Raw genomic sequence first — 24,630 nt, 5'->3', positions numbered from 1 at the left:
CTATTACTTACTTTTGCAACGCAGTAATTCGCGTTTCTAGTGGTGCTGAGCGCCTTTTCTTAAACAGGATTCAGGTTACCTACTCCGAGGATCATTAGATGGCGAAAGTCGCGATTGTAATGGGTTCAACTTCAGACTGGCCTACCATGCAGCAGGCTGCAAAAATGCTGAAGTCGTTCAACGTCGAATTTGACGCGAAAGTCGTGTCGGCGCACAGAACACCAAACTTACTAGTGGAGTTCGCAGAGAGCGCTGCAGATGAAGGCTTTAGCGCCATTATTGCAGGTGCCGGCGGTGCTGCTCATTTGCCTGGCATGATTGCAGCGCATACTCATTTGCCAGTATTTGGGTGTCCGGTAAAATCAAAAGCACTTAGCGGTTTAGACTCATTGTTATCAATTGTGCAAATGCCTAAGGGCGTTGCCGTTGGTACGCTCGCCATTGGCGAAGCTGGCGCAGCCAATGCTGGGCTATTGGCCGCTCAAGTTGTTGCGTTGCAAGACGAGACAGTGCGAGACGCGATTATTGCCTTTAGAAAAACTCAAACCGAGACAGTGCTAGCGTCAAGTAACACATTGGAGCTAGATGAATGAGAGTCGTCGTTTACGGTGCAGGTCAATTAGCACAAATGATGTACCTTGCGGGTAGTCCGTTAGGTATTGATGTACAGGCCGTTGACGTAAATAACGACACGGTTGTTCATCCGGTAAGTAAAACCCCTCTAGATATCCCTCTTGATGAAGCGTTAGTCGGTGCTGATGCGCTAACCGTTGAATTTGAGCACGTTCCAGAGCGCCTGCTTGAAGTTGCCGCGCAAACCAATAAGTTAATGCCGAATATTCAAAGTATTTTGGTGGGTGCAGATCGTGTTCGTGAAAAGCACTTGTTGCAGACTATGGGTGTGGCAAATTGCGAGCACAAAATTGTTACGCACTTAGACCAGTTAGATGAATGTGTTGATGCGCTTGGCAGCAAGTTAATTTTAAAAGCCAGTCGCGATGGTTACGATGGTTACGGCCAATGGCGTTTGTCAGACGACGCCGAATTACCAGAGTTAAAGCAGTCTCTTCAGGGCCTAGATTTAGAAAATGTGCCTCTAGTTGTTGAGAAAATAGTTGCCTTCGACCGCGAGCTTTCACTCATTGGTGTGAGAAATGCCAAAGGTGATATTCGCACTTATCCACTTGCGGAAAACTTGCACCATCAGGGCCAGCTACATGTGTCTGTTGCGCCTGCAACAAACGTCGATGAGGCGCTACAGCAACAAGCACACGATATCTTTACCACCTTGGCCGACGGTATGGACTATGTGGGTGTACTTGCGGTGGAGCTATTCCAAGTTAACGATACCTTATTGGTGAATGAGTTAGCGCCCCGGGTTCACAATTCAGGTCACTGGAGTCAATCTGGCGCGGTAACCAGTCAGTTCGAGAATCATCTCAGAGCGGTGTGTGGACTGCCATTAGGCGATACATCAGCGTTGGGACCCAGTGCCATGGTGAATATTATTGGGTGCAGCAGTTTCTCTCGAGAGCTTTTGAGTATTGATGGCAGTCATTTGCATTGGTACGGTAAATCGGTAAGAGACAAGCGCAAGATGGGCCACATTAATGTGACGACTGATAGCTACCATCAGCTTGGTGAAAAGCTGATGGCCCTTAGTCAATATCTTCCCCTTGAGTACTTCCCCAAATTAGTTGCTGAGGCAACGCGATTAAAAGGTTGACAGTAACCATTTAATCGCTAGAATACGCATCCGCTGTCTAGGCAGCGGTTTTAAATAGTGTGCCGACTTAGCTCAGTTGGTAGAGCAACTGACTTGTAATCAGTAGGTCGCCAGTTCGATTCCGGCAGTCGGCACCATTTATCTTTGTTATTACGCATTTCTTACGTAATATAGTTCCGTTAACCACAACGGAGCAATTTCTCAATGTCATTATCTTCCTATGTTCGCCAATTTCATGGCAAAGCGTTTAGCTGTCTGCTAGCCCTGTCTTGTTTTACTTCGGCTACTGTTTTTGCTCACGGTGAGCACAGCCATGAGAATGAGCACGGCAAAAGCCATGAGCACGACAAAAGCCATGAGCATCATAAAAACCATGGGCACATGACAGACTCCCAATCGCCCGTTGTTCTTAACGATGGCTATGCCCGCGCAACCTTCCCAATGGCTAAAACTGCAGCCGCTTATTTTACACTGCACAATCATAGCGAAGACGACCTTCAACTAAGTGGTGTTACTGTTGACGCCAAAGTGGCAGACGAGGCGCAAATTCACACCACGAAAATGGAAGGCGACGTTATGCGTATGCGTCACTTAACTGATGGTGTGACTATAGGCGCTCACGAACATGTCACTTTCACATCGGGTGGTTACCACGTAATGCTTTTAGGTTTAAAAAATGGTTTAAGCGAGGGAGAAGAAGTGCAGCTCACTCTTCACTTTGATGGGCAAGAGCCATTGCATACGGTTCTACCTGTAAAAGCCGATAAACAAGCTGTGCACAAGCACGGGCATTAAGCACTGTGACGTGTTTATGATGGCGGACAATACCCGTATCTTTCACGTTGAAACTTAAGGGGCTAGCATCTATAAAATAGATGGCTGCAATCAACTTAATGCGAGTTCTATCTGCGTTAGGTTGATATATAATATTTAGATTCGTTAGCGTTACTGCTAATTAGTTTTAACATTATGTTGAGGAGCGGAACATGAGTAAAATTGATATTGGAATTTCAGAAAGCGATCGTAATGAAGTGGCCCATGGTTTAAAGAAACTATTGGCAGACTCGTACACGTTATACCTTCAAACTCATAATTTTCACTGGAATGTTGAAGGCCCACAGTTTCGCGAACTACACCTAATGTTTGAAGAGCACTACACCGAACTGGCATTAGCGGTAGATGAAATCGCAGAGCGTATTCGTACTTTAGGCGTGGCGGCTCCAGGAACGTACAAAGCATTTGCCGAGCTAAGTGCAATTGAAGAAGTGGATGGTGTGCCAGAGGCTACCGAAATGGTACGTTTACTTACCCATGGCCACGAGCAGGTGGTAAAAACGTGCAGAGAGTCTTTGAAATTAGCCCAAGGTGCGGATGATGAATCGTCTGCTGCACTTATTGGCGACAGAATGCGCGTTCATGAAAAAACCGCTTGGATGCTTCGCGCGACGTTACCGAAGTAGACGTCAAAAGGCAGCGTTTAAGAAAGCTTTTTAAAAAGAGAACTCTGTAAAAAGAGGTCTCTGTCCGATATCTCGGGACAAATAAAGTAAAGGGTACAGCTATGCTGTACCCTTTTTTGTATAATTGTTACTTCACTTAGCTATATTCGCCTTATTTGGATATAGAAAGCCGGATATAGAAAGCCGGATATAGAAAGCTGGATATAGAAGGCTAAATACATAAAGCCGGATACAGAAGACTAGATACAGAGCACTAATTACAGATAACTAGATACAAAAGATTCTATACACAGCAAAAGATGTATCTACGATAGCGCATTAAAAAATGCGGCATTCAAAAAACGACATCGATAAGAGCAATAGCGGACATTGAGGCACAGATGAAAAAATTTACAGCGGGGTTACTTGGCCTTTGTAGTATCAGTTTGGCAGTGAGCCAAGGCGTGATGGCAAATAGTCACAACGACTCAGACAAGGTCATTAGCACTAAAAATGACGGGATAAAAGTAACGACACTAGCACAAGGGCTTGAGCATCCGTGGGGAATGGCGTTTCTACCTAACGGAGATATGCTAGTAACTGAACGCTCTGGTGGTATTCGTAGGTTGTCACAAAGCGGCGAGCTATCAGACAGGCTAGCAAACGTGCCAGAGGTTGTTGCAAACAACCAAGGCGGAATGCTAGATATTACTATCGACCCTGATTTCAGCGAAAACAATACGGTGTATTTTTGCTACAGCAAACCCTCTGATGATGGCAAGCCTGGCAGCAGCAGTAGTGTGGCGAAGGCGACACTGATAGACAATGGGCTCGAGAATGTAGAAGTAATATTCAGCGCTTCGCCTGTTATCGACAGTGGTTTTCACTTTGGATGTCGTTTGGTATTTGATGCTGAAAAGTCACTGTATATCACCCTTGGCGATCGCTACAAATACATGAAAGAGGCACAAAATACGGATAATCACTTCGGTACTATAGTGCGCATAAATCGCGATGGCAGCGTACCTGAAAGTAATTCCTTCACTGACGGTGATGCGCCGGAAGTATTCAGTTTTGGTCATCGAAACGTTCAGGGCGTAACGGTTCACCCCGATACTGGTGTAGTGTGGGCAATGGAGCATGGGCCTAAAGGCGGTGATGAAATAAACCTTATCAAAAATGGCGCCAACTATGGCTGGCCTGAAATTACCTATGGCATTGATTACAGTGGAGAGATCATCAGCGATAAAACGCACATGGACGGCATGGAGCAACCTTGGCTCTATTGGGACCCTTCTATCGCTCCTAGTGGACTCGTATTTTATAGCGGTGATATGTTCAAAGAATGGCAGGGCGACATTCTTGTGGGGTCGTTGAAGTTTACTCATCTTCGTCGTATCGATGTGGTAGATGGAAAACCCGCAGAGCAGTACGAGTACCTACGAGATAACGGCGCTCGCATCAGAGATGTTGAGGTTGACGAAGCAGGTGCAATTTATCTGTTAACGGATGCGCCAAATGGCAAGGTGCTAAAGCTGACCAAATAGTGTCAACTCTAATGCCAACACCAATGTCAATACGGGTGACGCGATAGGTCAGTCGACGCTCTTATCATCAACGGTAAGACAAGGCTTGGCAAAAAAGGCAAGCAAAAAAGCCGAGCTAGCGAATTGCGCTAGCTCGGCTTTTTATTTGAAGCGCGTAGCTTATTTATCTTCACCTTCGGATGTGGTTTTGTAGCGCTCGAACCACGCAAGAATATTCCCCACCTTTTGAATAAGGCGAGATGGCTTGCTTGCAATCCCATGCGAAGCGCCAGGTATTCTCACCATGGCTGCATCAATATCCTGAAGCTTTAGCGCCTGGTAATACTGTTCAGACTCACTAATCGGTGTGCGGTAATCAGACTCACCGGTTAACAGCATAGTGGGTGTCGTCACGTTGCCAACTAATGAAAGTGGGCTGCGTTTCCACAGCTTGTCGGCAATATTCCACGGCATATCAGACATCCAATATTGACTGAAAAACGGATATGCATCGGCGGTCAAAGCAAAGCTCATCCAGTTAATCACGGGCTTAGCAACCACGGCCGCAGCAAAGCGGTCGGTCTTTCCGATTGACCAAGCAGTGAGCACACCACCCCCTGAGCCGCCTGTAATAAATAGGTTGTCGGTATCAACATAACCCTTGTCGATGACAGCATCTACGACATCCATAAGGTCGTTATAATCCTCAGACGGGTAGTTATGGTGAATAAGGTTGCCAAAATCTTCGCCATAAGAGCTACTGCCTCTTGGGTTAGACCAAGCCACTACATAACCTTGCGCCGCCATTAACTGTATTTCCATGGCGAAGTGGGGGCCGTAGGCAGCGTGCGGACCACCGTGGATTTCTAAGATAAACGGGTATTTTTTACTGCTATCAAAACCTGGTGGCAGTGCTATCCAAGCATCGATGTTTCGCTCATCAACGCTAGAGGTTACCGATAAATCGATCACCTCTGCGAGTGCCTTATGACCCAGTGTATCGTCGTTAAGGTGTGTTAAGGTTCTATCTTCATCGCGGGTGCGATACAACGTAAGATCCCCCGGCATGTTTCGAGCTGCGCTGGTATACACAATGGTACCTTCATCGCTCATGGCGAAGGCCCCCGATGTATATGGTCTACCTAGCGATTGACCACCTATGGCAACGTCCAATGGCTTCACGTCGCCTTTGAGGTTAACTGCTGCTAGCTTATTGTCACCTTCATCAAGGTATGAAAAAAGAAGCCCTCGACTATTCTTACGCCAAGTAAAGTCGCCGATAGCACGGTCAAGGGAAGAGGTGAGACGGGTTATTTCGCCGTCACTTAGCTTCATTACAAGCAGGTCGTTGTTTTGATAAGACAATTTTCTATCGTTAACATGGGTAAACGCGAGATATTTACCATCTGGGCTTAGGGCGGGTGAGCCCTCAGGTCCTTCCATACTGGTCACTTGCTCACTTTCAGCGGTAGCGACGTTGACTCTGTAGATATCACTAAAGTAAGGATGCAGGGCATAGTCCTCTCGATGAGGCGTGGCAAAGTATATCCAATCTCCATCCCGCGAAAATGAAAGCGAACCACCGCTGGGAAACTTTCCATCCGTTAATTGTCTCGGCGTGCCGCCTTCAACAGGAAGAACATAGATTTGGTTATACCCTTCCCGTAAATAGCCCCGTCCGTCGCCGCGGTATTGCGTGGTATCAATATAGGTGGCTTGTTCTGCCCATTTGGCTCCCTCTGGCTTTGTCGGCATTCCGGTAAATATTGGGGCGTTTTTTTCTTCGGTAAAAAGACTAAAGGCAAGCGACTTGCCATCTGGAGACCACGTTAAGTTAGATGGCGCTTCGTCGCTGTTGGTAAGGCGTACAGATTGCTTTGAATCAAGGTAATACAAGTGCAGCTGAGCGCGTCCATCAACGGCTTTGGTATAGGCGATAGCTGTGCCGTCGGGGGACAGTGTGGCTTGAGAAATATTTTCATCTTGCGCAATGAATGGACGATGTTTACCTGAGCTTATATCAACCTGCCATAGCCTGCTTTGCTTGCTGTCAGACATAATGTCTAAGCTCTGACGGCTATAAATAACGGTGTCATCATTGATGAACTGCGGATTAGAAACAAACTCTAAATTGAAGGTGTCGTTGTAGGTTAGCACGTTGGGTGCGTTATCAGTCGAGCTGGCAACACCACCGCTATCAGCAGCAGATGCTGGCGTTAGGGCAGCGCATATAGCCGTCATCGCAGCACATAACGCGAAGTTACGTTTGCGATTTACCAAGCGGTAAGCAGACATAGGTTTTCCTTTTTATTTTTAATGCAGAGAATGATTCGGTAACGATCATTTCTCCTACCATAGCCTGTTGCTTTAAATTGTGTAAAGCCTGTGCGGCAAACTTACCCTTTAGTGTGACAAACAGCGCACTGCCTTTGTGTTAGGTCGCGCGCAGAAACTACTTATTGAGGCTAATTGTTAAGGCTAGTTTCTAAGACTAATCCGGCCTACCAAAATATCTTTAAACATTACCCAGTCGCCTATAAAGCTGTAGAGGGGGTATTTAAAGGTAGCGGGTTTGTTTTTTTCAAAGAAAAAGTGACCCACCCAGGCAAATCCATATCCCACTAGAGGAATCAACCAAAGGTAAACCAACACGTTAGTGAATATGGCTGTGGCGATAATACCCAGAACAAGCCATGAGCCAATAAAGTGCAGCGTGCGGCAGGTGGCGTCGCTGTGTTCTTTTAAGTAAAACGGATAAAACTCTGCAAAAGAGCTAAAGCGGGAATCAGACGATATTTCATTGCTCATAACTTGTTGCCTTATTTATACACGTCATCGCTTACTTAGGCGAAGCGCTTGTTCTTACTATTTACACTAATTTAACATGGGTCTTTGTCAAATAATGTCATAAATACGACAATGTTTTTTCTATTTTGTCTGCCATTACTACCTATAAATAGGATATGCGCTTAGCCTTGTATTTTGTGTCTAACTACCCCATATTCCTTTGCATATAATGATTAAACAAAAGGCACCCGTTATGGAAAATATGATTGCTAATACTCAGGCAACCATTGTTGATATTACCGTCGAGAACTTTCAACAAATTATCGTTGAAGCGTCGCAAGAGAAAGTGGTGCTTATCGATTTTTGGGCTCCTTGGTGCGAGCCATGCAAAGACTTACAGCCAATTTTAGAGAAACTTGCCGGTGAATACAGTGAGCACATGATACTGGCGAAGGTTGATTGTGAAGCACAACAAGAGGTGGCTGCCCAGTTTGGAATTCGCAATCTGCCCACGGTGATGGTAGTGCAAAACGGTCAGCCTGTAGATGGTTTTGCCGGTGTGCAGGGCGAGCCGCAAATACGCGAAATGTTGAGTAAATACCTGCCTAATCCTGAAGACGAACTGCTTGCCACTGCGGGTAAAGCAATTCAGCAGGGCGATTATGCCGCAGCATTACCTGCTGCAAAAGAGGCGCTGGCACTTAACGAAAGCAATGTGAATGCTAAATACATGCTTATCGACTGTTTTATAGAAACAGGTTCAATCGATGTGGCCAAGCAGCTATTGTCAGAAATTAAGCTAGTGGATCAAGACTCCCGCTACCAAACCTTAAATGGCAAGATAGAGCTGGCGGAGCAAGCGGCCGATACCCCTGAAATACGACAGCTGCAGTCGGTGGTTGAATCGAACCCAAATGATTTACAAGCAAAGGTGGATTTGGCCGTTCAGTTACAGCAGGCCAATAAAGCGCAAGATGCACTTGCACTGCTCTATGCGGTGTTAAAGAAAGAGCTTGGTTTCGGCAATGCTCGTAAACTGATGATGGATATGATGAACGCGCTGCCAGATGGTGACCCGCTTAAATCTGAATACCGCAGAAAGGTATACAGCCTGCTTTACTAAACTGCACAAGGCATAGTCTTAACCGCGGTTGTTAAGGCTATGCTTTCCAATACCAAGTCTTTAAGACGTTGGCCTTCAAGGTTTTGTTAGAATGGGTGAAAATCCCTCCTGATTAAGCCAGTTAAGCGCTTCAAAATACTTTTTAAAATACTGTCGTTCGTAGTGAGGAAACTCTAAATCCCTTTGTTTAGACGGGTGAGTTCGTTCGAGGTGTGCCTTTTTAACCATGCCGCTGTCTAGTACGTAAGCCGAGCGGCACAGCCCCATAGCAATGTTAGTCTTAATCGCTTCTGACAGGTACGCCTGACAATCTGGTGTAGCCAGTACCCAGCGCCTACCATCCATCAACGCTGCCCACGGTTCACCGTCAAAGCGCTTAATCAACGAATGCATCTCTTCAACAAATAGCTGGGTGGTCTTTAAATTCCATGCGCCCAAGGCAAACACTTCAAGCACATTGCCAGAAATGTCTACAGAGTAATTGCCGTAAGGAGGGAACTGCATTTCTTTTTTACTACCGCCGTGATTTTTAAAAGTCTGTGCTTCACGAGAACCAGTGTGACGCGTATGATTTTTTATACTGTTACTTAATTTTATAGCATATATTATGGGTTTTAAAACTTGCATAGGTATAAATATCCATACGGTGGATTAAACTTTTTACACTTAGGGAGAGTTTAGTTTGCTGTTTGCATGTCAGCGCTGATAGGTTTTGGTAAATTAAGTCGCGTCAAAATAAGAGTATTTCATCATGTCCTATCAGCATTTTTATACCCGATTTCTTGAAGCAAATGAGGGCAAGCAACATTACGCGTGCCACAGTCATTACTTTTGGCCAGACTGCACTCGCGATGCCATGCTTCAATACTGGGATGATAGCGCCCGCTACGTTGATGCAAAATGGGGCTATTTTTTTGAAACACTCGTTCCCGAATTACAAAGCAAGATAAGTGAAATCATCGGTACTAGCGCACCAGAACAGCTGGTGTTTGCATCTAATACCCATGAGTTACTCTATCGCATAATGAGCTGCTTAGATTACTCTCGCGAAGTGACCATTGTATCCACAGATAGCGAATTTCATAGCTTTCAGCGACAAGTCACCCGCATGAATGAACAAGCCAATATTAATCTTATCAGCGTGCCCACGCAGCCCTTCGATACCTTTAGCGCGCGTTTTAAAGCTGCTATTAGTAAGCATCAGCCAGATTTGGTGTTCTTTAGTCATGTGTTTTTTAATTCAGGCTACGTGGTAGATGACGTAGACAGTATCGTTGCTAGTGTCACTAATGACGATACGTTAATCGTGGTAGACGGTTATCATGGCTTTATGGCAAAGCCTACAAACCTTAAACATATAGAAGACAGAGTTTTTTATCTATCAGGAAGCTACAAATATGCGCAGGCAGGAGAGGGGGCGTGTTTTGCTCACATTCCTACAGGCTGTACGTTGCGCCCAGTCTACACCGGGTGGTTTGCCGAATTTGGTACGTTAGATAAGCCTCGTTCGGGGGAGGTTCAGTACAGCACCGACGGCATGCGGTTTGCCGGCGCCACGATGGACTTTACTGCGCTGTACCGTCTGCGTGCAGTACTAGAGTTGTTTGAAGCGCATCACCTCAGTGTCGAGAAAATTGACGAGCACGTTATGGGCATGCAGCGTCACTTTTTAGCTCAGCTAGATGCAAGCGACCACACGCAGATTAACCGACAGGCGTTAGTGGTTAAAGATGACAAAGCACGGGGGCATTTTCTGACCTTTGAATTTGATAGTGCTGATGAAACCCAGCAGTTAGCGAATGCTTTAAAAGCGCAGAATATACTCACCGATTACCGGGGTAATCGATTGCGTTTCGGATTTGGCTTATACCATACGACAGACTATGTAGATTTGAGCGCCCTTGGCAGGGTGTAACGCACTATTTGATAGCGTCCTTTTCCCTCAACGGTTACCCTTATAAACTTATCCAAAGTTTGTCAACGAAGGCTGCTAGCTGAATTCGCTAAAGAAAGGAGAGGGAAATGTCATGGTTTTTACCTGCACTGGCGATGGTGCTTATTATTGAGGGAATAGGGCCATTGCTATTTCCCAACAAATGGCGCAATTACTTGCTGCAAATAAGCCAGCAGCCCAGTAATCAACTTCGTCAAATAGGTGGTGTGTTGGTTATTTTTGGTACACTGTTACTCCTGTTTTTTTCGTAGATGAATAAGCACTCTAATAAAAGCATAAGAAAGACGGTTTTAATTCTATTGACCGTTTGTTCAGTTTATCCCGCTCGCGAATAAAAAACGTTACCCGTTAACCCTTTATAAAATATAGGGTTAGTGGGTTTTGCTCCTTGCTTTATGAGTGCGTTGACAAAATATCTTCACACCAAAGGGCGTTCTGTGGCGCATTTTTGTTCGAAAAATAGATGATCCTTTGCGTAGAATTTTGTAGAATCCCCGCCTAATTTTTTAACACATATGATTCATGGCAAAGAACGTTGTGGTACTCGGCACTCAATGGGGTGACGAGGGTAAAGGAAAGGTCGTAGACCTACTCACTGATCGCGCAAAATATGTTGTTCGCTACCAAGGCGGGCACAACGCAGGTCACACTCTAGTAATCGACGGTGAAAAAACCGTTCTTCACTTAATCCCATCAGGCATCTTACGTGACAACGTTACCTGCATAATTGGTAATGGTGTTGTATTAAGCCCAGACGCACTTATGAAAGAAGTCACTATGCTAGAAGAGCGTGGTGTACCTGTGCGTGAGCGTTTGAAAATTAGTGAAGCTTGTCCTCTGATCCTTCCTTATCACGTAGCACTCGATGTTGCTCGTGAAAAGGCGCGAGGCGCTAAAGCCATCGGTACAACCGGTCGCGGCATTGGTCCAGCCTATGAAGACAAAGTGGCTCGTCGCGGTCTTCGCGTGGGCGATTTGTTTAATGCTGAAGACTTTGCAGCCAAGCTAAAAGAAGTGCTTGATGTGCATAACTTTACGCTGACTCAATATTACGGTGAAGAAGCTGTCGATTTCGACGAAACGTTGAAAGGCGCGATGGAAGTTGCCGATATTCTTAAAGCAATGGTTATTGATGTTACCGATGAACTTGATAAAGCCGACAAAAACGGTTTGCCAATCATGTTTGAAGGCGCTCAAGGTACGCTGCTTGATATCGACCACGGTACCTATCCTTACGTTACCTCGTCGAACACTACCGTAGGCGGTGTGGCAACAGGTGCAGGCTTTGGTCCGTTGAAGCTTGATTACGTGCTAGGTATTGTAAAAGCCTACACGACACGAGTTGGTTCTGGCCCATTCCCTACAGAGCTTGATTGTGAAGTAGGTCAGCACTTAGGTGTTAAAGGTCATGAGTTCGGTGCAACGACAGGTCGTAAGCGTCGCACAGGTTGGTTTGACGCTGTGGCCATGAAACGCGCAGTGCAGATTAACTCTATCACAGGTTTCTGCCTGACCAAGCTTGATGTACTTGACGGTTTGGAGTCGCTTCAAATTTGTGTAGGCTACAAAGACGCTGACGGTAATGTGAAAGACGTACCGCCTATGGCAGCTGATGGCTACGATAAGATAACACCGGTATACGAAGAAATGCCGGGTTGGTCTGACAACACCTATGGTGTGACAGAGTTTGAAGGCTTGCCACAAGCCGCGAAAAACTACATCAAACGCTTAGAAGCGTTAACAGGTGTGCCAATCGATATCGTATCAACAGGCCCAGACAGAAACGAGACTATCGTGCTACGTCATCCTTATGATGCCTAATGCAACGAAACGTTAGCTTAAGTATGCAGCAGCCGCTGTATACTTAAGCCGATACACCAAAAAACCTAGCCTGTGCTAGGTTTTTTTATGCGCGAAACAAAGTAGACAACATTGACATAGTTGTCTAAGCAGCCCTAAAACCGCTATAAAAATGCGCTGCAAAGGGCAATAAGCGCTAATCACGCGCTAATAAAATACGGCAACGAGCGAATATTAATAAACAATTTAGTTGCGTTGCAGCAGAACATACCTATTAATAGAATATAGAAAGTCGACTTTTTTCGAGCTGACAACGCCAGCGGAGCCTTCATATGCCAACTAGACCTACTCTTCATGCTATCGAACCGGGTATTTGTTTTATCGACAATGTTAAAAAGCTAAACGCTAGCTATCGCACCGGAAAGACACAGTCTCTCGACTGGCGGAAAAATCAGTTGTTGGCATTAAAGCGCATGTTAGAAGACAATCAAGAGGCGTTGTTAGAGGCTCTTAAAGCGGATTTGGGCAAATGTGAAACCGAGGCCATGGTTGCCGAACAAGGTTTTTTGTTATCCGATATCGATCACACCCTTAAGCATTTAGACAAATGGGTTAAGCCTCGCAAGGTGTCTACTCCCATGGTGGCGTGGCCAGGTAAAAGCTTTCAGCAGCCTGAGTCGCTAGGTACAGTGCTAATCATTGGGGCCTGGAACTATCCTTTACAGCTATTGCTAGCGCCTTATATTGCCGCACTAGCGGCGGGTAACTGCGCCGTATTGAAGCCCTCAGAGCTCTCAGCAGAAACCTCAGCGCTGGTGGCAAAGCTCATCCCTCAATACATGGATGTGTCTTGTGTAGAGGTGATAGAAGGCGGTAAAGAAGAGGCAACTGCGTTACTTGCTTGTAAATGGGATCATATCTTCTACACCGGCGGCGAAGCCGTTGGTAAAATTGTGATGAGTGCAGCGGCCCGTTATCTTACTCCGGTTACCCTTGAACTTGGCGGCAAAAGTCCGTGCTTTGTCGATAAAAATACAAATTTGAAGGTTACTGCTAGGCGCATTGTCTGGGGTAAGTGGATGAACGCAGGACAAACCTGCGTGGCCCCAGATTACATTATTGTAGAAAAGGGTTTTGAGCAGCCGCTCATTGATGCCATTAGAAAAGAGCTTAAAAAGCAATATGGTAAATCGGCACTCACCTCGCCAGATTACGGCAACATTATCAATAAACGCCATTTAAGTCGTTTACGCAGTTATTTAGATAACGTGAATGTGGTTTATGGCGGTGAGTTTGATGAGGAGCGCCCAGCAATGGTGCCCACCTTAGTACTGGAGCCGGGTCTTGATAGTGCTATTATGCAAGAAGAGATCTTTGGGCCTATTTTACCCATAGTCACGGTACCGTCGTTAGATGATGGTATTGCGCTAGTGAATGATGGTGCTAAACCCCTTGCCCTATATGCATTTAGCGACAGCGACGAGGTGCTCGACCGCATTATAAGTGCCACTAGCTCCGGTAGCGTATGTACAAACGACACCATGTTATTTATGACCAACCCCGAACTTCCCTTTGGCGGTGTTGGTAATAGCGGTATGGGCAGTTATCATGGTCGTGCAGGGTTTGATACCTTCAGCCATTTGAAGACAGTAATGAAGCGGTCATTTGCGCTAGATGTTCCCTTTAGATACGCGCCGTTTTCTAAATTTAAACTGTCGCTACTCAAGAAATTTTTATAATAGGACGTTTGATGACACAGCCTTTTCACTTAGCTATTCCAGTAACAAACTTAGACGATGCCAATCGATTTTATGGCGAACTGCTTGGCTGTGAGAAGGGGCGTAGCGATACCCAGTGGATAGATTGGAATTTCTTTGGTCATCAGCTAGTTACTCACTGCGTAAATGAAATGCCCTCGCCACCTTCCTATAATGGCGTAGACGATCACGCAGTGCCTGTGCCTCATTTTGGCGTGGTGCTAACAATGGGGGTATGGCAGGAACTAGCAGAAAAGGTAGAGGCGGCCAATATTGACTTTATTGTTGCTCCTTACATTCGTTTTAAGGGAAAGCCTGGAGAGCAGGCCACTATGTTTTTTAAAGACCCTTTCGGCAATGCGCTAGAATTTAAAGCGTTTGCCGACATCAATCAGCTGTTTGCCTCGTAGCTTAAAGTTCAGGTTCGTGGCCTGACGCTCAAAGCGCTACACTCAACGCTCTAGCAGCACACCCTCAGTGTAGTGACATTACCTAGGTAATGTCATTCTCATTTCGTTTTCTCATAGCTAGTCAAAATCAGGTCAGTCAAAATCAGGTCAGTCAAAATCAGGCGAGTCTAAACCAGACGAGTAAAAAACAAGCGAGTATAAATAATCGTGCAGAAAGTTCTTATTTTAGTCGATGTGCAAAATGTCTATTACACCTGCCGTCAGGCGTACAAACGCAACTTTAACTACAATCGCTTTTGGCAGCGAATTAACGCCAATAGCGATATTGTCAATGCTTTCGCCTATGCAATAGATAAGGGCGATAACAAACAGCGGGAATTTCAAAATATACTTCGCGCTATTGGCTTTGATGTAAAGCTAAAGCCTTTTATTCAACGTGCCGATGGGTCAGCAAAAGGTGATTGGGATGTTGGCATTACCGTTGATGCATTGCAATACGCCGACAATGCCGATGAAGTGGTGCTGGTATCTGGCGATGGCGACTTCGATATACTCGTGGAGGCATTAAAGGCCAAGGGCAAAAAAGTCTCTGTATATGGTGTGCCGGCGCTAACGGCAGAAAGCCTGCAAAAAGCGGCATCGGAGTATATACCCATCGATGCCGCACTTTTACTCTAGCACTCTCGCTATTTCACCGCGCTCCTAATACTGGGTTTACACGCCCTAGTTATGGGCAGCAACAATGCTTTTTCCTCTGCCGCTGGCCTCTGATGCTGCATCAATGCCCGCGTCAGTTCGTTTGATAAGGTGTACATCACCAAAGCGTCGGTTATCAATGATATACCCCATGCTTTCAAGGTTTTTCAACGTGTCAGTGTTGAAACCATCGTGCATTCTAATGGTGTCTTTCGGAAATAGTTGGTGGTGAAAACGGGGCGCATTAACGGCATCTTCGGCGCTCATGTCGTAAAGCAACACATTCAATAACGACTGCGCTACCGATGAAATGATGGTGGTTCCCCCTGGAGAGCCAGTCACCAGCACCACGTCATTGCCTTTTTTCACCAAGGTTGGCGTCATCGAAGACAACATACGCTTGTAAGGTTCAATAGCATTAGCCTCACCGCCTACTGCGCCAAAAAAGTTAGGCACGCCTGGCTTGGCACTAAAGTCATCCATTTCGTCATTAAGTAAGAAGCCAGCCCCGCTAACCACCACACCGCTACCAAAGGTCAGGTTAATGGTGGTGGTATTGGCAATAGCATTGCCCCATTTATCCATAATAGAAAAGTGGGTGGTATCTTCGCTTTCAGGAAGGCCAGGCTTAATCGCGATGGTTTCTGAAATGGTATCTGATTGAATATCCTTTGCCCGCGCCGCAATATATTGTGGCTGGGTAAGGGCGGCAACAGGCACGCTTACAAAGTCTGGATCGCCCAAGTATTCAGCTCTATCGGCAAATACACGCTTACCAATTTCCGACATGATGTGAATGTATTCGCTGCTGTTGTGGGCTGGCAGTTCGTGTTGCGCCGTGTAGGCCTCAAGCATACCAATCCACTGCGCTACAGCGACACCGCCTGAGCTTGGCGGCGGGGCAGTCACTAACTCATATCCCTGCCAGCTCAATTGCAGTGGTTTTCTCCACACTGCTTTATAGGCCGCTAGGTCGTCGTGGGTAATTAAACCCTTATTCTGCTTCATAAAGTCCACAATAAGGTTAGCCACTTCGCCTGAGTAAAAGCCCTCTTTGCCTTCTAATTGTATGGTTTTTAACGTGGCCGCCAATTCAGGTTGTTTGAATACGGTATTGGCTTTGGCCTGTTGAAAATAGTCTGCAAAGTTGCTGTTAATACCGTTATTTTGAGTTCGGCGAATGTAGTTTGAAATATTATTAGCTAGCTTGTCGTGCACAACAAAACCGTCTTCAGCTAATTGCACTGCAGGGGCGAGTAAGCGTTCCCAGCTTAGCGTGCCATACTTTTTATGGGCGGCCCACATTCCTGCAACCGTGCCCGGAATACCGGAGGCTTTTGCACCAAAAAGCGATTCGTAAGGTTTTACGTCGCCGTTATCGTCTAAATACATATCGCGGTGAGCCTGTTGAGGCGCCATTTCCCGATAGTCGAGAAAGTCGGTAGTGTCTTCAAACTTAATGGTCATAAAGCCACCGCCACCAATGTTGCCTGCCTCAGGCAAGGTGACTGCCAATACAAATTGTGCAGTAATCGCGGCGTCAATGGCGTTACCGCCTTCTTGTAATACTGCCATTGCAGCATCGGCACTGTAGCTATCTGGCATGGCAACAGCCTGCTGCGCCATTGGGCTTTTAACAATATCATTTTCATACTGACCAGCATCAGAAGAAGCCGTATAAGTGCAGCCTGCTCCTAGTGCTATGACGCCAAAAAGCATTGCCGCTTTTAGCATCCAGGCATTAAATATTATCCGTCCAGTCATGTATAGCTCCTTTGTAATGCAAAAATGGGGGTTACCCAATCATAATGACGCTAGCAATGAAGTATGCAATTAGCGTAAGTACACCGGCGAAAAGCGCATAGGGTATTTGTGTTTTAACATGTGTAAGTACATCGCACCCTGCTGCCAGAGAAGAAACCGCTGTTGTATCTGAAATAGGCGAGCAATGATCGCCAAATATACCGCCTCCCAAAATAGCCGCAATAACCAGCGATGGGGGGAGCCCTAAACTTTGTATTAGCGGTACGCCAATAGGAATAAGAATAGCAAAAGTGCCCCACGAGGTGCCCGTGGTAAAAGACATCACGCCACCGGCAATAAATAGCATTGGCACAATAAACACAATAGGAAGGTATTCGCCCACTACGCCAGCAACAAACACCCCTGTTCCTAAGTCTTTTAAGCTATTACCAAGGGTAAGAGAAAGCAATACAATGGTAACCAAGGGCAGAAGCTCGCCCATGCCTTTAAAGCCAATTTCTACCGCTTCTTTGTGGGTGAATCGTTTGTGAAACAACAGCAAGAAATACGCAAGAGCAGTAGCGAGCGCTGTGGCGTAGAGTACAGATTTACTGCCGCTTCCTTGTGAAAGCGTGCCGTTACCAGTCCAGAACATAAAGCCCACCATGCTAAATACCATCACCAGTAAAGGCGCTATCATAAAGCGCGCTTTGGTAGCCGGTTCAGAGTGCTGCGTTACATCGGTGTGAGAAAGCGCGTTTTCTTCTTCTAGCATTGGGCCGTGTACTTTGTCGGCAGATATTGTGTAGGCGACAATAAGAAGAGTAAAAATGGCGTAGAAATTAAATACAACGCTGCCCCATAAAATTGAGGCAGAAGAGGCGGGCAGTTCGTAGGCGTCTAGCAGACTTAATATAAACGCGCCCCAACCGTTAAGGAGTATTAGTATACAAACTGGCGCACTGGTAGAGTCAATAACGTAGGCAAGGCGAGCACGGCTCATTCCAAAACGGTCGTATAAACCTCTGGCAAATATACCCGCAGTCAGCACGCTTAAATTCGATTCGATAAACACCGCAATACCGGTAAACATAGTCAGTCCGCCCACCTGTTTACGGGTTTTGGCTACGCCTTTGCCAACCAGAAAGTTAACGGTAGCGGTAACACCGCCAGAATCGCGAATAAAGGCTAGCAGTGCACCAACCAATACGGAAAATAATAATACCCTTGTATTACCCGGGCTAGAGGCTGTGCCAACCACTCTTTCAATCGCATTTATCGGCGCAAGGTAAGTGCCGCTTAAATCCGTATTGACCAATATCAGCGTTTCCGCGCAAAGCACAGCAAGGGCGAGTGCGAGAATGACTTCTTTTTTCCAAAATACAACGGCAATAGCCACAATTGGGGGGATGACTGACATCCAATCCATACTACTTTCCAAATCTAAACGTATTGACTTAGCGCCAGGGGAGCGCTCATTAACGTGACTAACTCGCAGAGAAACTGCGGGTTTAGCGGTGATCAGAGCAGTTCGCGTTCTGCTAGCTTCCTGATTTATAGTAGCGTACCGTATTGTGTGCGTTGTTACCAAGGATTAGATAAACATTGTCGTTCTTCACATTTAAGAAAACTAAAACCCCCGTTATAACATCAAGTCGTTCAGTGCTCTCTGCGTTAACGCTCTACAGAAACAGCCTATTTATTACTGGGCTTTTTATTGCTGTAGCTGTGCCTTGTTTCGCATCTGATTTTAGCGCTAGTTTTACACCTGGCGGCACGAATACTGAAGCCAGTGACGCCCAGCTTAAAAAAGCCAAGTTAATGATAGGGCAAAAAATGATGTTGGATTTTCGTTATTTTTGCCAAGACGGTACCTTATCCAAGCAATGCAGAACTCCTGTTACGACCATGCCACAGCCATTACTAAATTTACTCAGTAGTGAAAATATTGGCGGCGTAATACTCTTTAGTGAAAATATCCATAGCGCCAAGCAGCTTGTAACAATGAATTACGAGCTACAGGCCAACATGCGACAGGCGGGAAAAGAAGCCCTCTTTATTGCTGTTGACCAAGAAGGTGGGCGGGTGGCTCGGTTACCTACTACTATATTACCTGCTTTTGCGGGTAACCTGGCTATTGGGGCGTCTGCGCATCAACATGGTAATGCGTTTGCTAGCAACATTGGTGAGCACATAGGTAGAACATTGCTGCCGCTGGGAATAAATACTAACTTCGCCCCTTCGGTTGATATTAATAGCGAACCTAACAACCCCGTTATTAACGTTCGTAGCTTTGGTGAAAGTCCTGAACAAACCGCAGAACTTGGTGAAGCCTTTGTGTCGGCTATGCAGAAAGCAGGGGTATTAAGCGCGCTTAAACATTTTCCTGGTCATGGAGATACTCGCGTAGACAGTCATTCGGGACTACCGCGAGTTGACCATTCGCTTAAACAAGCACAATCTGGCGACTTGCTTCCATTCGCTAATATTATTAATAGCGACACACCGCCAGCCATGGTGATGAGTGCACATATTCAATATCCATCCCTAGATAATACCACTATCAAAAACAAACAAGGCGAACTGCAAATTGTGCCGGCCACCTTATCAAAGCGTATCTTAACCGACATTTTGCGCAATCGTTTAGGCTTCGATGGACTCATTGTAACCGACGCGTTGGATATGGCGGGCATATCACAATTTTTTACAGAAGAAGAGGCGGTGATGATGGCCTTTGACGCGGGTGCAGACATTGCGCTTATGCCATATACCATTCGCAATCTACAAGATATAGAGGCATTTAAAGCCATGCTAAATAGCCTTGCAATGCGAACGGTGAAAGATAAGCAAAAGATGGGACGGTTAACAGCATCACACCAACGGGTGTTGCGCATGAAGTTACATCATCAGCTAGGCCGGTACGTGAGTAAACCTATGTCGTGGTGGCTTAATGAAGCACAGGCGAACACCGGTGAGACTACTCCACGCAGTGACAAGGTTATCCCAGAATCGAAAGGTAAAGCAGCAGGCTACTTAAAAGGGAATGCGGAAGAGGGCGCAAAAGAGAGCGCAAAAGAGAATACAGCAGAGAGCGCAGCAAAGAACGCAGATAAAAACGCAAAAGACAATTCAAAAATCGCTGCAAAAACTCACGCTAATGCGCCCAAAAACGAAAATGCTAGTGCGCTGTATTTAAAGGGGAAACAAATTGAGAAAGCGCTTTCTGAGGCGTCTGTCACCTTACTGTTTGGAAACAATAAACTTCCCGTAAAAGCAGTGAAGTGGGTAGCGCTCATGCCAGACGCAGCGAGATGCTTAGCCCTTGAAGACGCCGTACTTTCTGTCGACGCTAATGCGCAGTACGCGTGTTTGCCGCTCATCGAGCTGCCGAATAAAGGGTTAGTATCGCGGTTAATCAAGCAATCTGATGCACTCATTGTGGGTGATATTACGCCGCTTCACGCCAACTATGAGCTTGGTGGGTTAGATCGAGCCTCGCAACTCGCAAATAGGGCCAGTGGAGCGCAGTTAAACGCCTTTGGCGCGTATGCAATGAAGCTGGCAAGATCGCAAGGCAAAACAGTAATTTTTGCTGCAATGAGAATGCCTTACACCGCCAAGGCGGCAATGGACTATGCAGACATTGGCATTGCAACTTATGACTATGCACTGGAGAAAAGTGCGCTAATCGATACCAACAGCGACGAACCTAGCCAAAAGGTGTCTAGTCAGAGTCTTCAAACCTTGATGAAAGTGCTAAGTGGAAAACTTGTCCCAAAGGGAAAATCTCCAGTTAGCTGGCAACAATAGTTACGCTGCTATTTTTAATGTTACGTGCCAAAGCAATATAAATAAGGGGCTAATATTGGGTTTAATATTTGGTGGTGATGAAGGAGCAAATCAGGGTAAAAAAGAGGTCGGAAGCAAGGTGAAAACTAGGTGAAAAACAAGGCGTGTGTTAGATCAAATATGTAGGAAAGAAGACCTGTAAATTGCTACTCAAATACTAAGCCAAACACCAAGCCAAACACTAATAAAAATACATAAAAAAAACGCGCTGAAAATAGTAGAGAAGAAGCGGTATGTTAGTACTCACTAATTAGACTTTTAGAGAGTCTAAAATGTTATCTCAAGCTGAAAAATTAGCAGGGTTTTTAGTGAAAGCTTTATCAGTAACTTGCGCTATTTTCGTCTACTTTTTTGTGTACTGATAGACATCGAATAAAGCTGAAAATAAGATAAAAAACGAAGGAAGTAACCAAGCTCTCACTGTCAGTTTATGCCACCTAGTAGTATGGCACCTAACATGGTGTGTTGTTATGCACCAACCTGCTAATAATTGTGAACTGTAAAAACCTGGGTAAGTGCTGATTCTCTCAACCTGTTCCTTAAGTTAAGTCCCAATTTACAATTACAATACACGTCAGCAATTCTCAACGAATATTTAAATAACATTCAAAACATCCCTTTAGCCAGCATTCAAATTAACACTCTTTAAAGTTAAGTGTGAGTGCTTACTAATCTCTATGCATACATTCAGTAGGCATGCTTGTTGCCGATTTATACATGGCGTTAAACGTCCACGCTTTTACAGGCGCTCACGCTGTAGCAGATATAAGCCCATTACTGTTGAAGATAACCGCTTGTCATAAATGGTTTGCTGGGCAATATCTAAGTGGATATTATTAATAGTTTGTAAGCGGTTACTAACGTTATTTTGCAGTGTGTTGAGTGTGCTCTGAATAAAGTAGATAGGGGGCTCGCTGCGCTTTAAATTTTACAATGTCTGCTAGCCAAGATTCATAAATTTCATCTGCTTTCTTGCCGGCCACTATGGCTTCTCTCAAAGACGAACTTCCGGCTAATTTATCGAAAAAATTTGGGCGAGTAAAAAAAGTCTCATCAGCCAGTTTTACAGCGTTAAATGTATCTAGCAACGTTTGAATATCTAGCCCGCTTATTGGGCTTAATCTTGCATTTTTGGCCGCTGGTTTTCGCGCTTTTGTTCTGGTGTTTGTTCTTAAATTTGGTGTTGTCGACTCCTCTATTATTTGTGGCTCTAATATTTGCTTCTGTGCTTCAGAATCTTGTGCGCTAGAAAGCTCAGAAATAGAAGAGTCAGCCACAAGAGTCTGGGCAAACAATGTTGTGCCTTTGTGCTTCGGATTTGACGATCCATGGTTTGCATTTACCTTAATACGGCTGTTGCCTAAATTGGCAACAGGGTGACCTATAAGTTGAAAAGGAAGGTCAGTTCCGCGACCAATGCTTACCGATGTGCCCTCAAAAAAACACAGTGTGGGGTAAAGCCGAATAGCATTATCGTTGGGAAGGTTTGGACTCGGCGCTATGGGAAGCGAGTAGGGCGTGGTTCGGGTATAGTTTGCTACTGGCACAACCGTTAGGTTTGCGCGTTTATCTGTGTCTAGCCAACCTTCTCCCACTATCATCTTGGCAAGTTCACCTAGTGTCATACCATGAAGTACGGGAATGGGATGCATGCCAATAAATGATTTAAAGGGTGGTGTAAGTAACGGCCCGTCAACGTAGGCTATATTAGGGTTCGGCCTATCAAGCACAATCACATCAACACCTTGTTCAAACGCGGCTTCAATAACGTAATGCAGGGTACTCAAATAGGTATAAAAGCGCACGCCCACATCCTGTATGTCGAAAATAACGGTGTCGATATTTTCTAACATCGCCACAGAGGGCTTTTTGGTTTTACCGTAAAGAGAGTGAATGGGTAAGCCGGTTTGAATGTCGATGTTGCTGTCTATCTTTTCTCCGGCATCTTTATCTCCTCGAAAACCATGCTCGGGAGACATAATACTGACCACATTGATGTTGCGAGCGAGCAATGCATCAAGCAGATGCTGTTTGGTTGCTGAAGGAGCGCCAGTTGAATTACCTTCACCATCAACATCAACATCAACATCAACGCTAGGCTCCGGTTCGCTATTCGCAACCAGAGCACTTTGGTTAACAACCAGAGCAACACGTTTTCCAGATAACAAAGGCACATAGCTATCAAATTGCTCAGCGCCAACTTTAATTTGTGAGGCACTAGCGGTTGGTGTATTTAACGCTGCCATAGCGCCTAATGGAATGACCATTCCTAAGCCTAAACTCAGGAACAATCTCAAGCACAATCTCAAAAGCCATTTCAGGCACAAACCCAAGCTTGCCCTCAAACTTACTTTGAAGAACATTAAGCTGTATCGCACTGCCGGGATAAAAGACGGTAAAAGGCATTTTGATGATCTATGTGTTTTCATATTGCTTCCCCTGTTAAAGCTTTGCTGCATGCCTTTTACCAATGTATTGCACCCTTGTTGACCCTTATAACCTTTTACAGCCTCTTATAGCCAAGGCCCCATCTCTTTCGTCTCTATTTTCTATTTATTTATTAGCTAGTTACCTATTCGCTAGTTATCAGCTTTTGGCATTGGCTTGTCCGCAGCGCCTGTTTTGACTGCTTTTCTTAAGTATCCGTTATGATTGCTCAGGCTTTTAGCCGCCTGCTCTGCATTGGTGTTAGTCAGTACCATCAATATGGCGACCTTTGCCTTATTATCGCAGGCGTCGAGTGCCTCCATGGCGGTGGCCTCATCACACTCGGTGGCTTGCATTACAATGCGACATGCACGGGCTTTCAATTTCTCATTCGTGGCGTTCACGTCTACCATCAGGTTTTCGTAAGTTTTACCCAATTTCACCATGGTGGTGGTGCTTATCATATTGAGGATCATTTTTTGCGCCGTGCCCGACTTCATTCGGGTACTGCCTGTTAATGCTTCTGGGCCAACTACTGGGCATATTGTAATAGCGGCGGGTTCAAATATGGCTGCGTCAGGGCTACAGGCAATAGCGGCGGTGGTGCAGCCTAGCTCACTTGCATAGGTTAACGCGCCACTGACATAAGGCGTGCGGCCACTTGCTGAAATGCCCACTACGGTGTCGTTTTTAGTCAGTGATAGGGCAACCAAATCGTCTTTGCCTGCCTCACGATTATCTTCAGCGCCTTCTACTGCGTGCACTATGGCATCGTCACCTCCTGCAATAACTCCCACTACCAATGAGTCGGGCACGCTGAAAGTGGGTCTGCATTCCACCGCATCTAAAATACCTAACCTGCCGCTGGTACCGGCTCCAATATAGATAAGTCTGCCGCCCGCTTTAATGCTTTGCGTTGCTGCATCAACGGTTTGTGCAATTGCTGCAATTTGCGTGGCTACGCTTGCCGCCACTTTTGCATCTTCAGCATTAATTTTTGAGAGTACGTCTACGGTGGAAAGTGTATCAATGTCGAGAGTGTCTGGATTTCTGCCCTCCGAAACAATACGCGCTAAATCGTTGATAAGAGAATGAGAAGATGAAGGCTGTGACAACGGCATGAGAGATACTCTAGTGATTGGTTAATAACAAGCTAGAAGCAAAGCGCTAGTAGTGCCGTGCTTACTGTAGGCTCTTTGCTAGTAGCAAAGGTGCTAATAGCAAAGGTGCTATTGGTAAAGAGCTAAGAATAACGGCATTTGTCTAAAGGTGAAAGGCCACAAACCACAGGTAAAGACAAACGCGGTCAGGTTTAACTCATGATATAATCTGCGTCATTAGATATGGTCACACGGTGATTGTATTGTGATTAGCAACTTTTTTATGCAGTGAG

21 protein-coding genes and 1 tRNA gene are annotated in these 24,630 nt (G+C 45.6%); 14 read left to right on the top strand and 8 right to left on the bottom strand.

Annotated features, from left to right (window positions below):
• The first annotated feature begins 98 nt into the window (after window positions 1-98).
• The 6 genes from purE to JV36_RS0103700 all read left to right on the top strand — a co-directional run bounded on the left by purE (window position 99) and on the right by JV36_RS0103700 (window position 4,712).
• The gene (gene purE / locus JV36_RS0103725; protein WP_032095432.1) at window positions 99-593 is read left to right on the top strand and encodes a 5-(carboxyamino)imidazole ribonucleotide mutase; all 495 of its coding nucleotides are present in this window, start codon (window positions 99-101) and stop codon (window positions 591-593) included.
• The gene (locus tag JV36_RS0103720; protein ID WP_032139765.1) at window positions 590-1,726 is read left to right on the top strand and encodes a 5-(carboxyamino)imidazole ribonucleotide synthase; all 1,137 of its coding nucleotides are present in this window, start codon (window positions 590-592) and stop codon (window positions 1,724-1,726) included. Before purE ends, JV36_RS0103720 begins: the two co-directional genes overlap by 4 nt.
• A gap of 61 nt (window positions 1,727-1,787) precedes the next feature.
• Window positions 1,788-1,863 (top strand) — tRNA-Thr (locus JV36_RS0103715).
• 67 nt (window positions 1,864-1,930) lie between these two features.
• Complete coding sequence (locus JV36_RS0103710) at window positions 1,931-2,521, top strand: copper chaperone PCu(A)C (protein ID WP_052010107.1); 591 nt, start codon at window positions 1,931-1,933, stop codon at window positions 2,519-2,521.
• A 191-nt stretch (window positions 2,522-2,712) separates the two neighbouring features.
• The gene (locus JV36_RS0103705; RefSeq protein WP_032095430.1) at window positions 2,713-3,186 is read left to right on the top strand and encodes a Dps family protein; all 474 of its coding nucleotides are present in this window, start codon (window positions 2,713-2,715) and stop codon (window positions 3,184-3,186) included.
• A 380-nt stretch (window positions 3,187-3,566) separates the two neighbouring features.
• Window positions 3,567-4,712 carry a PQQ-dependent sugar dehydrogenase gene (locus JV36_RS0103700; RefSeq protein WP_032095429.1) on the top strand — a complete coding sequence of 382 codons (1,146 nt, stop codon included), beginning with the start codon at window positions 3,567-3,569 and terminating at the stop codon, window positions 4,710-4,712.
• A gap of 159 nt (window positions 4,713-4,871) precedes the next feature.
• Here JV36_RS0103700 and JV36_RS0103695 read toward each other — a convergent pair whose 3' ends face one another.
• Complete coding sequence (locus JV36_RS0103695) at window positions 4,872-6,986, bottom strand: S9 family peptidase (RefSeq protein WP_032095428.1); 2,115 nt, start codon at window positions 6,984-6,986, stop codon at window positions 4,872-4,874.
• A gap of 183 nt (window positions 6,987-7,169) precedes the next feature.
• Window positions 7,170-7,499, bottom strand: coding sequence for a DUF962 domain-containing protein (locus tag JV36_RS0103690; RefSeq protein WP_032095427.1), 330 nt, complete (start codon window positions 7,497-7,499; stop codon window positions 7,170-7,172).
• Between the two features lie 232 nt (window positions 7,500-7,731).
• Between JV36_RS0103690 and trxA the strand changes: the two genes are divergently transcribed.
• The gene (trxA, locus tag JV36_RS0103685) at window positions 7,732-8,601 is read left to right on the top strand and encodes a thioredoxin (RefSeq protein WP_052010106.1); all 870 of its coding nucleotides are present in this window, start codon (window positions 7,732-7,734) and stop codon (window positions 8,599-8,601) included.
• 75 nt (window positions 8,602-8,676) lie between these two features.
• On the opposite strand, the gene JV36_RS0103680 is transcribed toward trxA, so the two are convergent.
• Window positions 8,677-9,105: a hypothetical protein gene (locus tag JV36_RS0103680; protein WP_032095480.1), complete on the bottom strand. Its 429-nt coding sequence runs from the start codon at window positions 9,103-9,105 to the stop codon at window positions 8,677-8,679.
• Window positions 9,106-9,352: 247 nt separating this feature from the next.
• Between JV36_RS0103680 and JV36_RS0103675 the strand changes: the two genes are divergently transcribed.
• From JV36_RS0103675 to JV36_RS0103650, 6 genes are all read left to right on the top strand, one after another.
• A complete protein-coding gene (locus tag JV36_RS0103675) occupies window positions 9,353-10,516 on the top strand; it encodes an aminotransferase class V-fold PLP-dependent enzyme (RefSeq protein WP_032095426.1) in 1,164 nt (387 codons plus the stop codon).
• Between the two features lie 107 nt (window positions 10,517-10,623).
• On the top strand, window positions 10,624-10,806 hold the full coding sequence (locus tag JV36_RS0103670; protein ID WP_032095425.1) for a DUF2065 domain-containing protein: 183 nt from the start codon (window positions 10,624-10,626) through the stop codon (window positions 10,804-10,806).
• Between the two features lie 271 nt (window positions 10,807-11,077).
• Window positions 11,078-12,376, top strand: a complete 1,299-nt coding sequence (locus JV36_RS0103665) for an adenylosuccinate synthase (protein ID WP_032095424.1) — start codon at window positions 11,078-11,080, stop codon at window positions 12,374-12,376.
• Between the two features lie 311 nt (window positions 12,377-12,687).
• Entirely contained in the window at window positions 12,688-14,094 is a 1,407-nt protein-coding gene (locus tag JV36_RS0103660; RefSeq protein WP_032095423.1) for an aldehyde dehydrogenase family protein, read from the top strand.
• Window positions 14,095-14,105: 11 nt separating this feature from the next.
• A complete protein-coding gene (locus JV36_RS0103655) occupies window positions 14,106-14,522 on the top strand; it encodes a VOC family protein (protein ID WP_032095422.1) in 417 nt (138 codons plus the stop codon).
• 207 nt (window positions 14,523-14,729) lie between these two features.
• Window positions 14,730-15,200 (top strand): LabA-like NYN domain-containing protein, encoded by a 471-nt coding sequence (locus tag JV36_RS0103650; RefSeq protein WP_032095421.1) that lies wholly within the window; start codon window positions 14,730-14,732, stop codon window positions 15,198-15,200.
• 45 nt (window positions 15,201-15,245) lie between these two features.
• On the opposite strand, the gene ggt is transcribed toward JV36_RS0103650, so the two are convergent.
• Together ggt and JV36_RS0103640 are read right to left on the bottom strand one after the other, a co-directional pair.
• Complete coding sequence (gene ggt, locus JV36_RS0103645; RefSeq protein ID WP_235207757.1) at window positions 15,246-16,844, bottom strand: gamma-glutamyltransferase; 1,599 nt, start codon at window positions 16,842-16,844, stop codon at window positions 15,246-15,248.
• Window positions 16,845-17,013: 169 nt separating this feature from the next.
• Window positions 17,014-18,390 (bottom strand): Na+/H+ antiporter NhaC family protein, encoded by a 1,377-nt coding sequence (locus tag JV36_RS0103640; protein ID WP_032095419.1) that lies wholly within the window; start codon window positions 18,388-18,390, stop codon window positions 17,014-17,016.
• A gap of 176 nt (window positions 18,391-18,566) precedes the next feature.
• Between JV36_RS0103640 and JV36_RS0103635 the strand changes: the two genes are divergently transcribed.
• Entirely contained in the window at window positions 18,567-20,771 is a 2,205-nt protein-coding gene (locus JV36_RS0103635; protein ID WP_235207753.1) for a glycoside hydrolase family 3 N-terminal domain-containing protein, read from the top strand.
• A 902-nt stretch (window positions 20,772-21,673) separates the two neighbouring features.
• Here the strand turns inward: JV36_RS0103635 and JV36_RS0103630 are convergent.
• From JV36_RS0103630 to murQ, 3 genes are all read right to left on the bottom strand, one after another.
• Window positions 21,674-23,077 carry an exo-beta-N-acetylmuramidase NamZ family protein gene (locus JV36_RS0103630; protein ID WP_052010105.1) on the bottom strand — a complete coding sequence of 468 codons (1,404 nt, stop codon included), beginning with the start codon at window positions 23,075-23,077 and terminating at the stop codon, window positions 21,674-21,676.
• Complete coding sequence (locus tag JV36_RS19550) at window positions 23,028-23,216, bottom strand: hypothetical protein (RefSeq protein ID WP_152561518.1); 189 nt, start codon at window positions 23,214-23,216, stop codon at window positions 23,028-23,030. The genes JV36_RS0103630 and JV36_RS19550 overlap by 50 nt, the downstream gene beginning before the upstream one ends.
• 173 nt (window positions 23,217-23,389) lie before the next feature.
• Entirely contained in the window at window positions 23,390-24,358 is a 969-nt protein-coding gene (gene murQ, locus JV36_RS0103625; protein WP_032095417.1) for an N-acetylmuramic acid 6-phosphate etherase, read from the bottom strand.
• Window positions 24,359-24,630: the final 272 nt, after the last annotated feature.

Origin of the sequence: Alteromonas sp. LOR (genome assembly GCF_000753865.1) — a bacterium.
Lineage (GTDB): Bacteria > Pseudomonadota > Gammaproteobacteria > Enterobacterales > Alteromonadaceae > Alteromonas.
The sequence above is the reverse complement of the archived record's forward strand: the minus strand, read 5'-3'. Positions and strand labels throughout refer to the sequence as shown.

Coding starts and splice junctions, on each gene's coding strand:
- purE (WP_032095432.1), top strand. CDS start 99: ATGGCGAAAGTCGCGATTGTAATGGGTTCAACTTCAGACTGGCCTACC.
- JV36_RS0103695 (WP_032095428.1), bottom strand. CDS start 6,986: ATGTCTGCTTACCGCTTGGTAAATCGCAAACGTAACTTCGCGTTATGT.
- JV36_RS0103700 (WP_032095429.1), top strand. CDS start 3,567: ATGAAAAAATTTACAGCGGGGTTACTTGGCCTTTGTAGTATCAGTTTG.
- JV36_RS0103660 (WP_032095423.1), top strand. CDS start 12,688: ATGCCAACTAGACCTACTCTTCATGCTATCGAACCGGGTATTTGTTTT.
- murQ (WP_032095417.1), bottom strand. CDS start 24,358: ATGCCGTTGTCACAGCCTTCATCTTCTCATTCTCTTATCAACGATTTA.
- JV36_RS0103655 (WP_032095422.1), top strand. CDS start 14,106: ATGACACAGCCTTTTCACTTAGCTATTCCAGTAACAAACTTAGACGAT.
- JV36_RS19550 (WP_152561518.1), bottom strand. CDS start 23,216: ATGCCTTTTACCGTCTTTTATCCCGGCAGTGCGATACAGCTTAATGTT.
- JV36_RS0103630 (WP_052010105.1), bottom strand. CDS start 23,077: ATGGTCATTCCATTAGGCGCTATGGCAGCGTTAAATACACCAACCGCT.
- JV36_RS0103690 (WP_032095427.1), bottom strand. CDS start 7,499: ATGAGCAATGAAATATCGTCTGATTCCCGCTTTAGCTCTTTTGCAGAG.
- JV36_RS0103680 (WP_032095480.1), bottom strand. CDS start 9,105: ATGCAGTTCCCTCCTTACGGCAATTACTCTGTAGACATTTCTGGCAAT.
- JV36_RS0103720 (WP_032139765.1), top strand. CDS start 590: ATGAGAGTCGTCGTTTACGGTGCAGGTCAATTAGCACAAATGATGTAC.
- JV36_RS0103705 (WP_032095430.1), top strand. CDS start 2,713: ATGAGTAAAATTGATATTGGAATTTCAGAAAGCGATCGTAATGAAGTG.
- JV36_RS0103665 (WP_032095424.1), top strand. CDS start 11,078: ATGGCAAAGAACGTTGTGGTACTCGGCACTCAATGGGGTGACGAGGGT.
- ggt (WP_235207757.1), bottom strand. CDS start 16,844: ATGGCGCAGCAGGCTGTTGCCATGCCAGATAGCTACAGTGCCGATGCT.
- JV36_RS0103670 (WP_032095425.1), top strand. CDS start 10,624: ATGTCATGGTTTTTACCTGCACTGGCGATGGTGCTTATTATTGAGGGA.
- JV36_RS0103640 (WP_032095419.1), bottom strand. CDS start 18,390: ATGGATTGGATGTCAGTCATCCCCCCAATTGTGGCTATTGCCGTTGTA.
- trxA (WP_052010106.1), top strand. CDS start 7,732: ATGGAAAATATGATTGCTAATACTCAGGCAACCATTGTTGATATTACC.
- JV36_RS0103710 (WP_052010107.1), top strand. CDS start 1,931: ATGTCATTATCTTCCTATGTTCGCCAATTTCATGGCAAAGCGTTTAGC.
- JV36_RS0103675 (WP_032095426.1), top strand. CDS start 9,353: ATGTCCTATCAGCATTTTTATACCCGATTTCTTGAAGCAAATGAGGGC.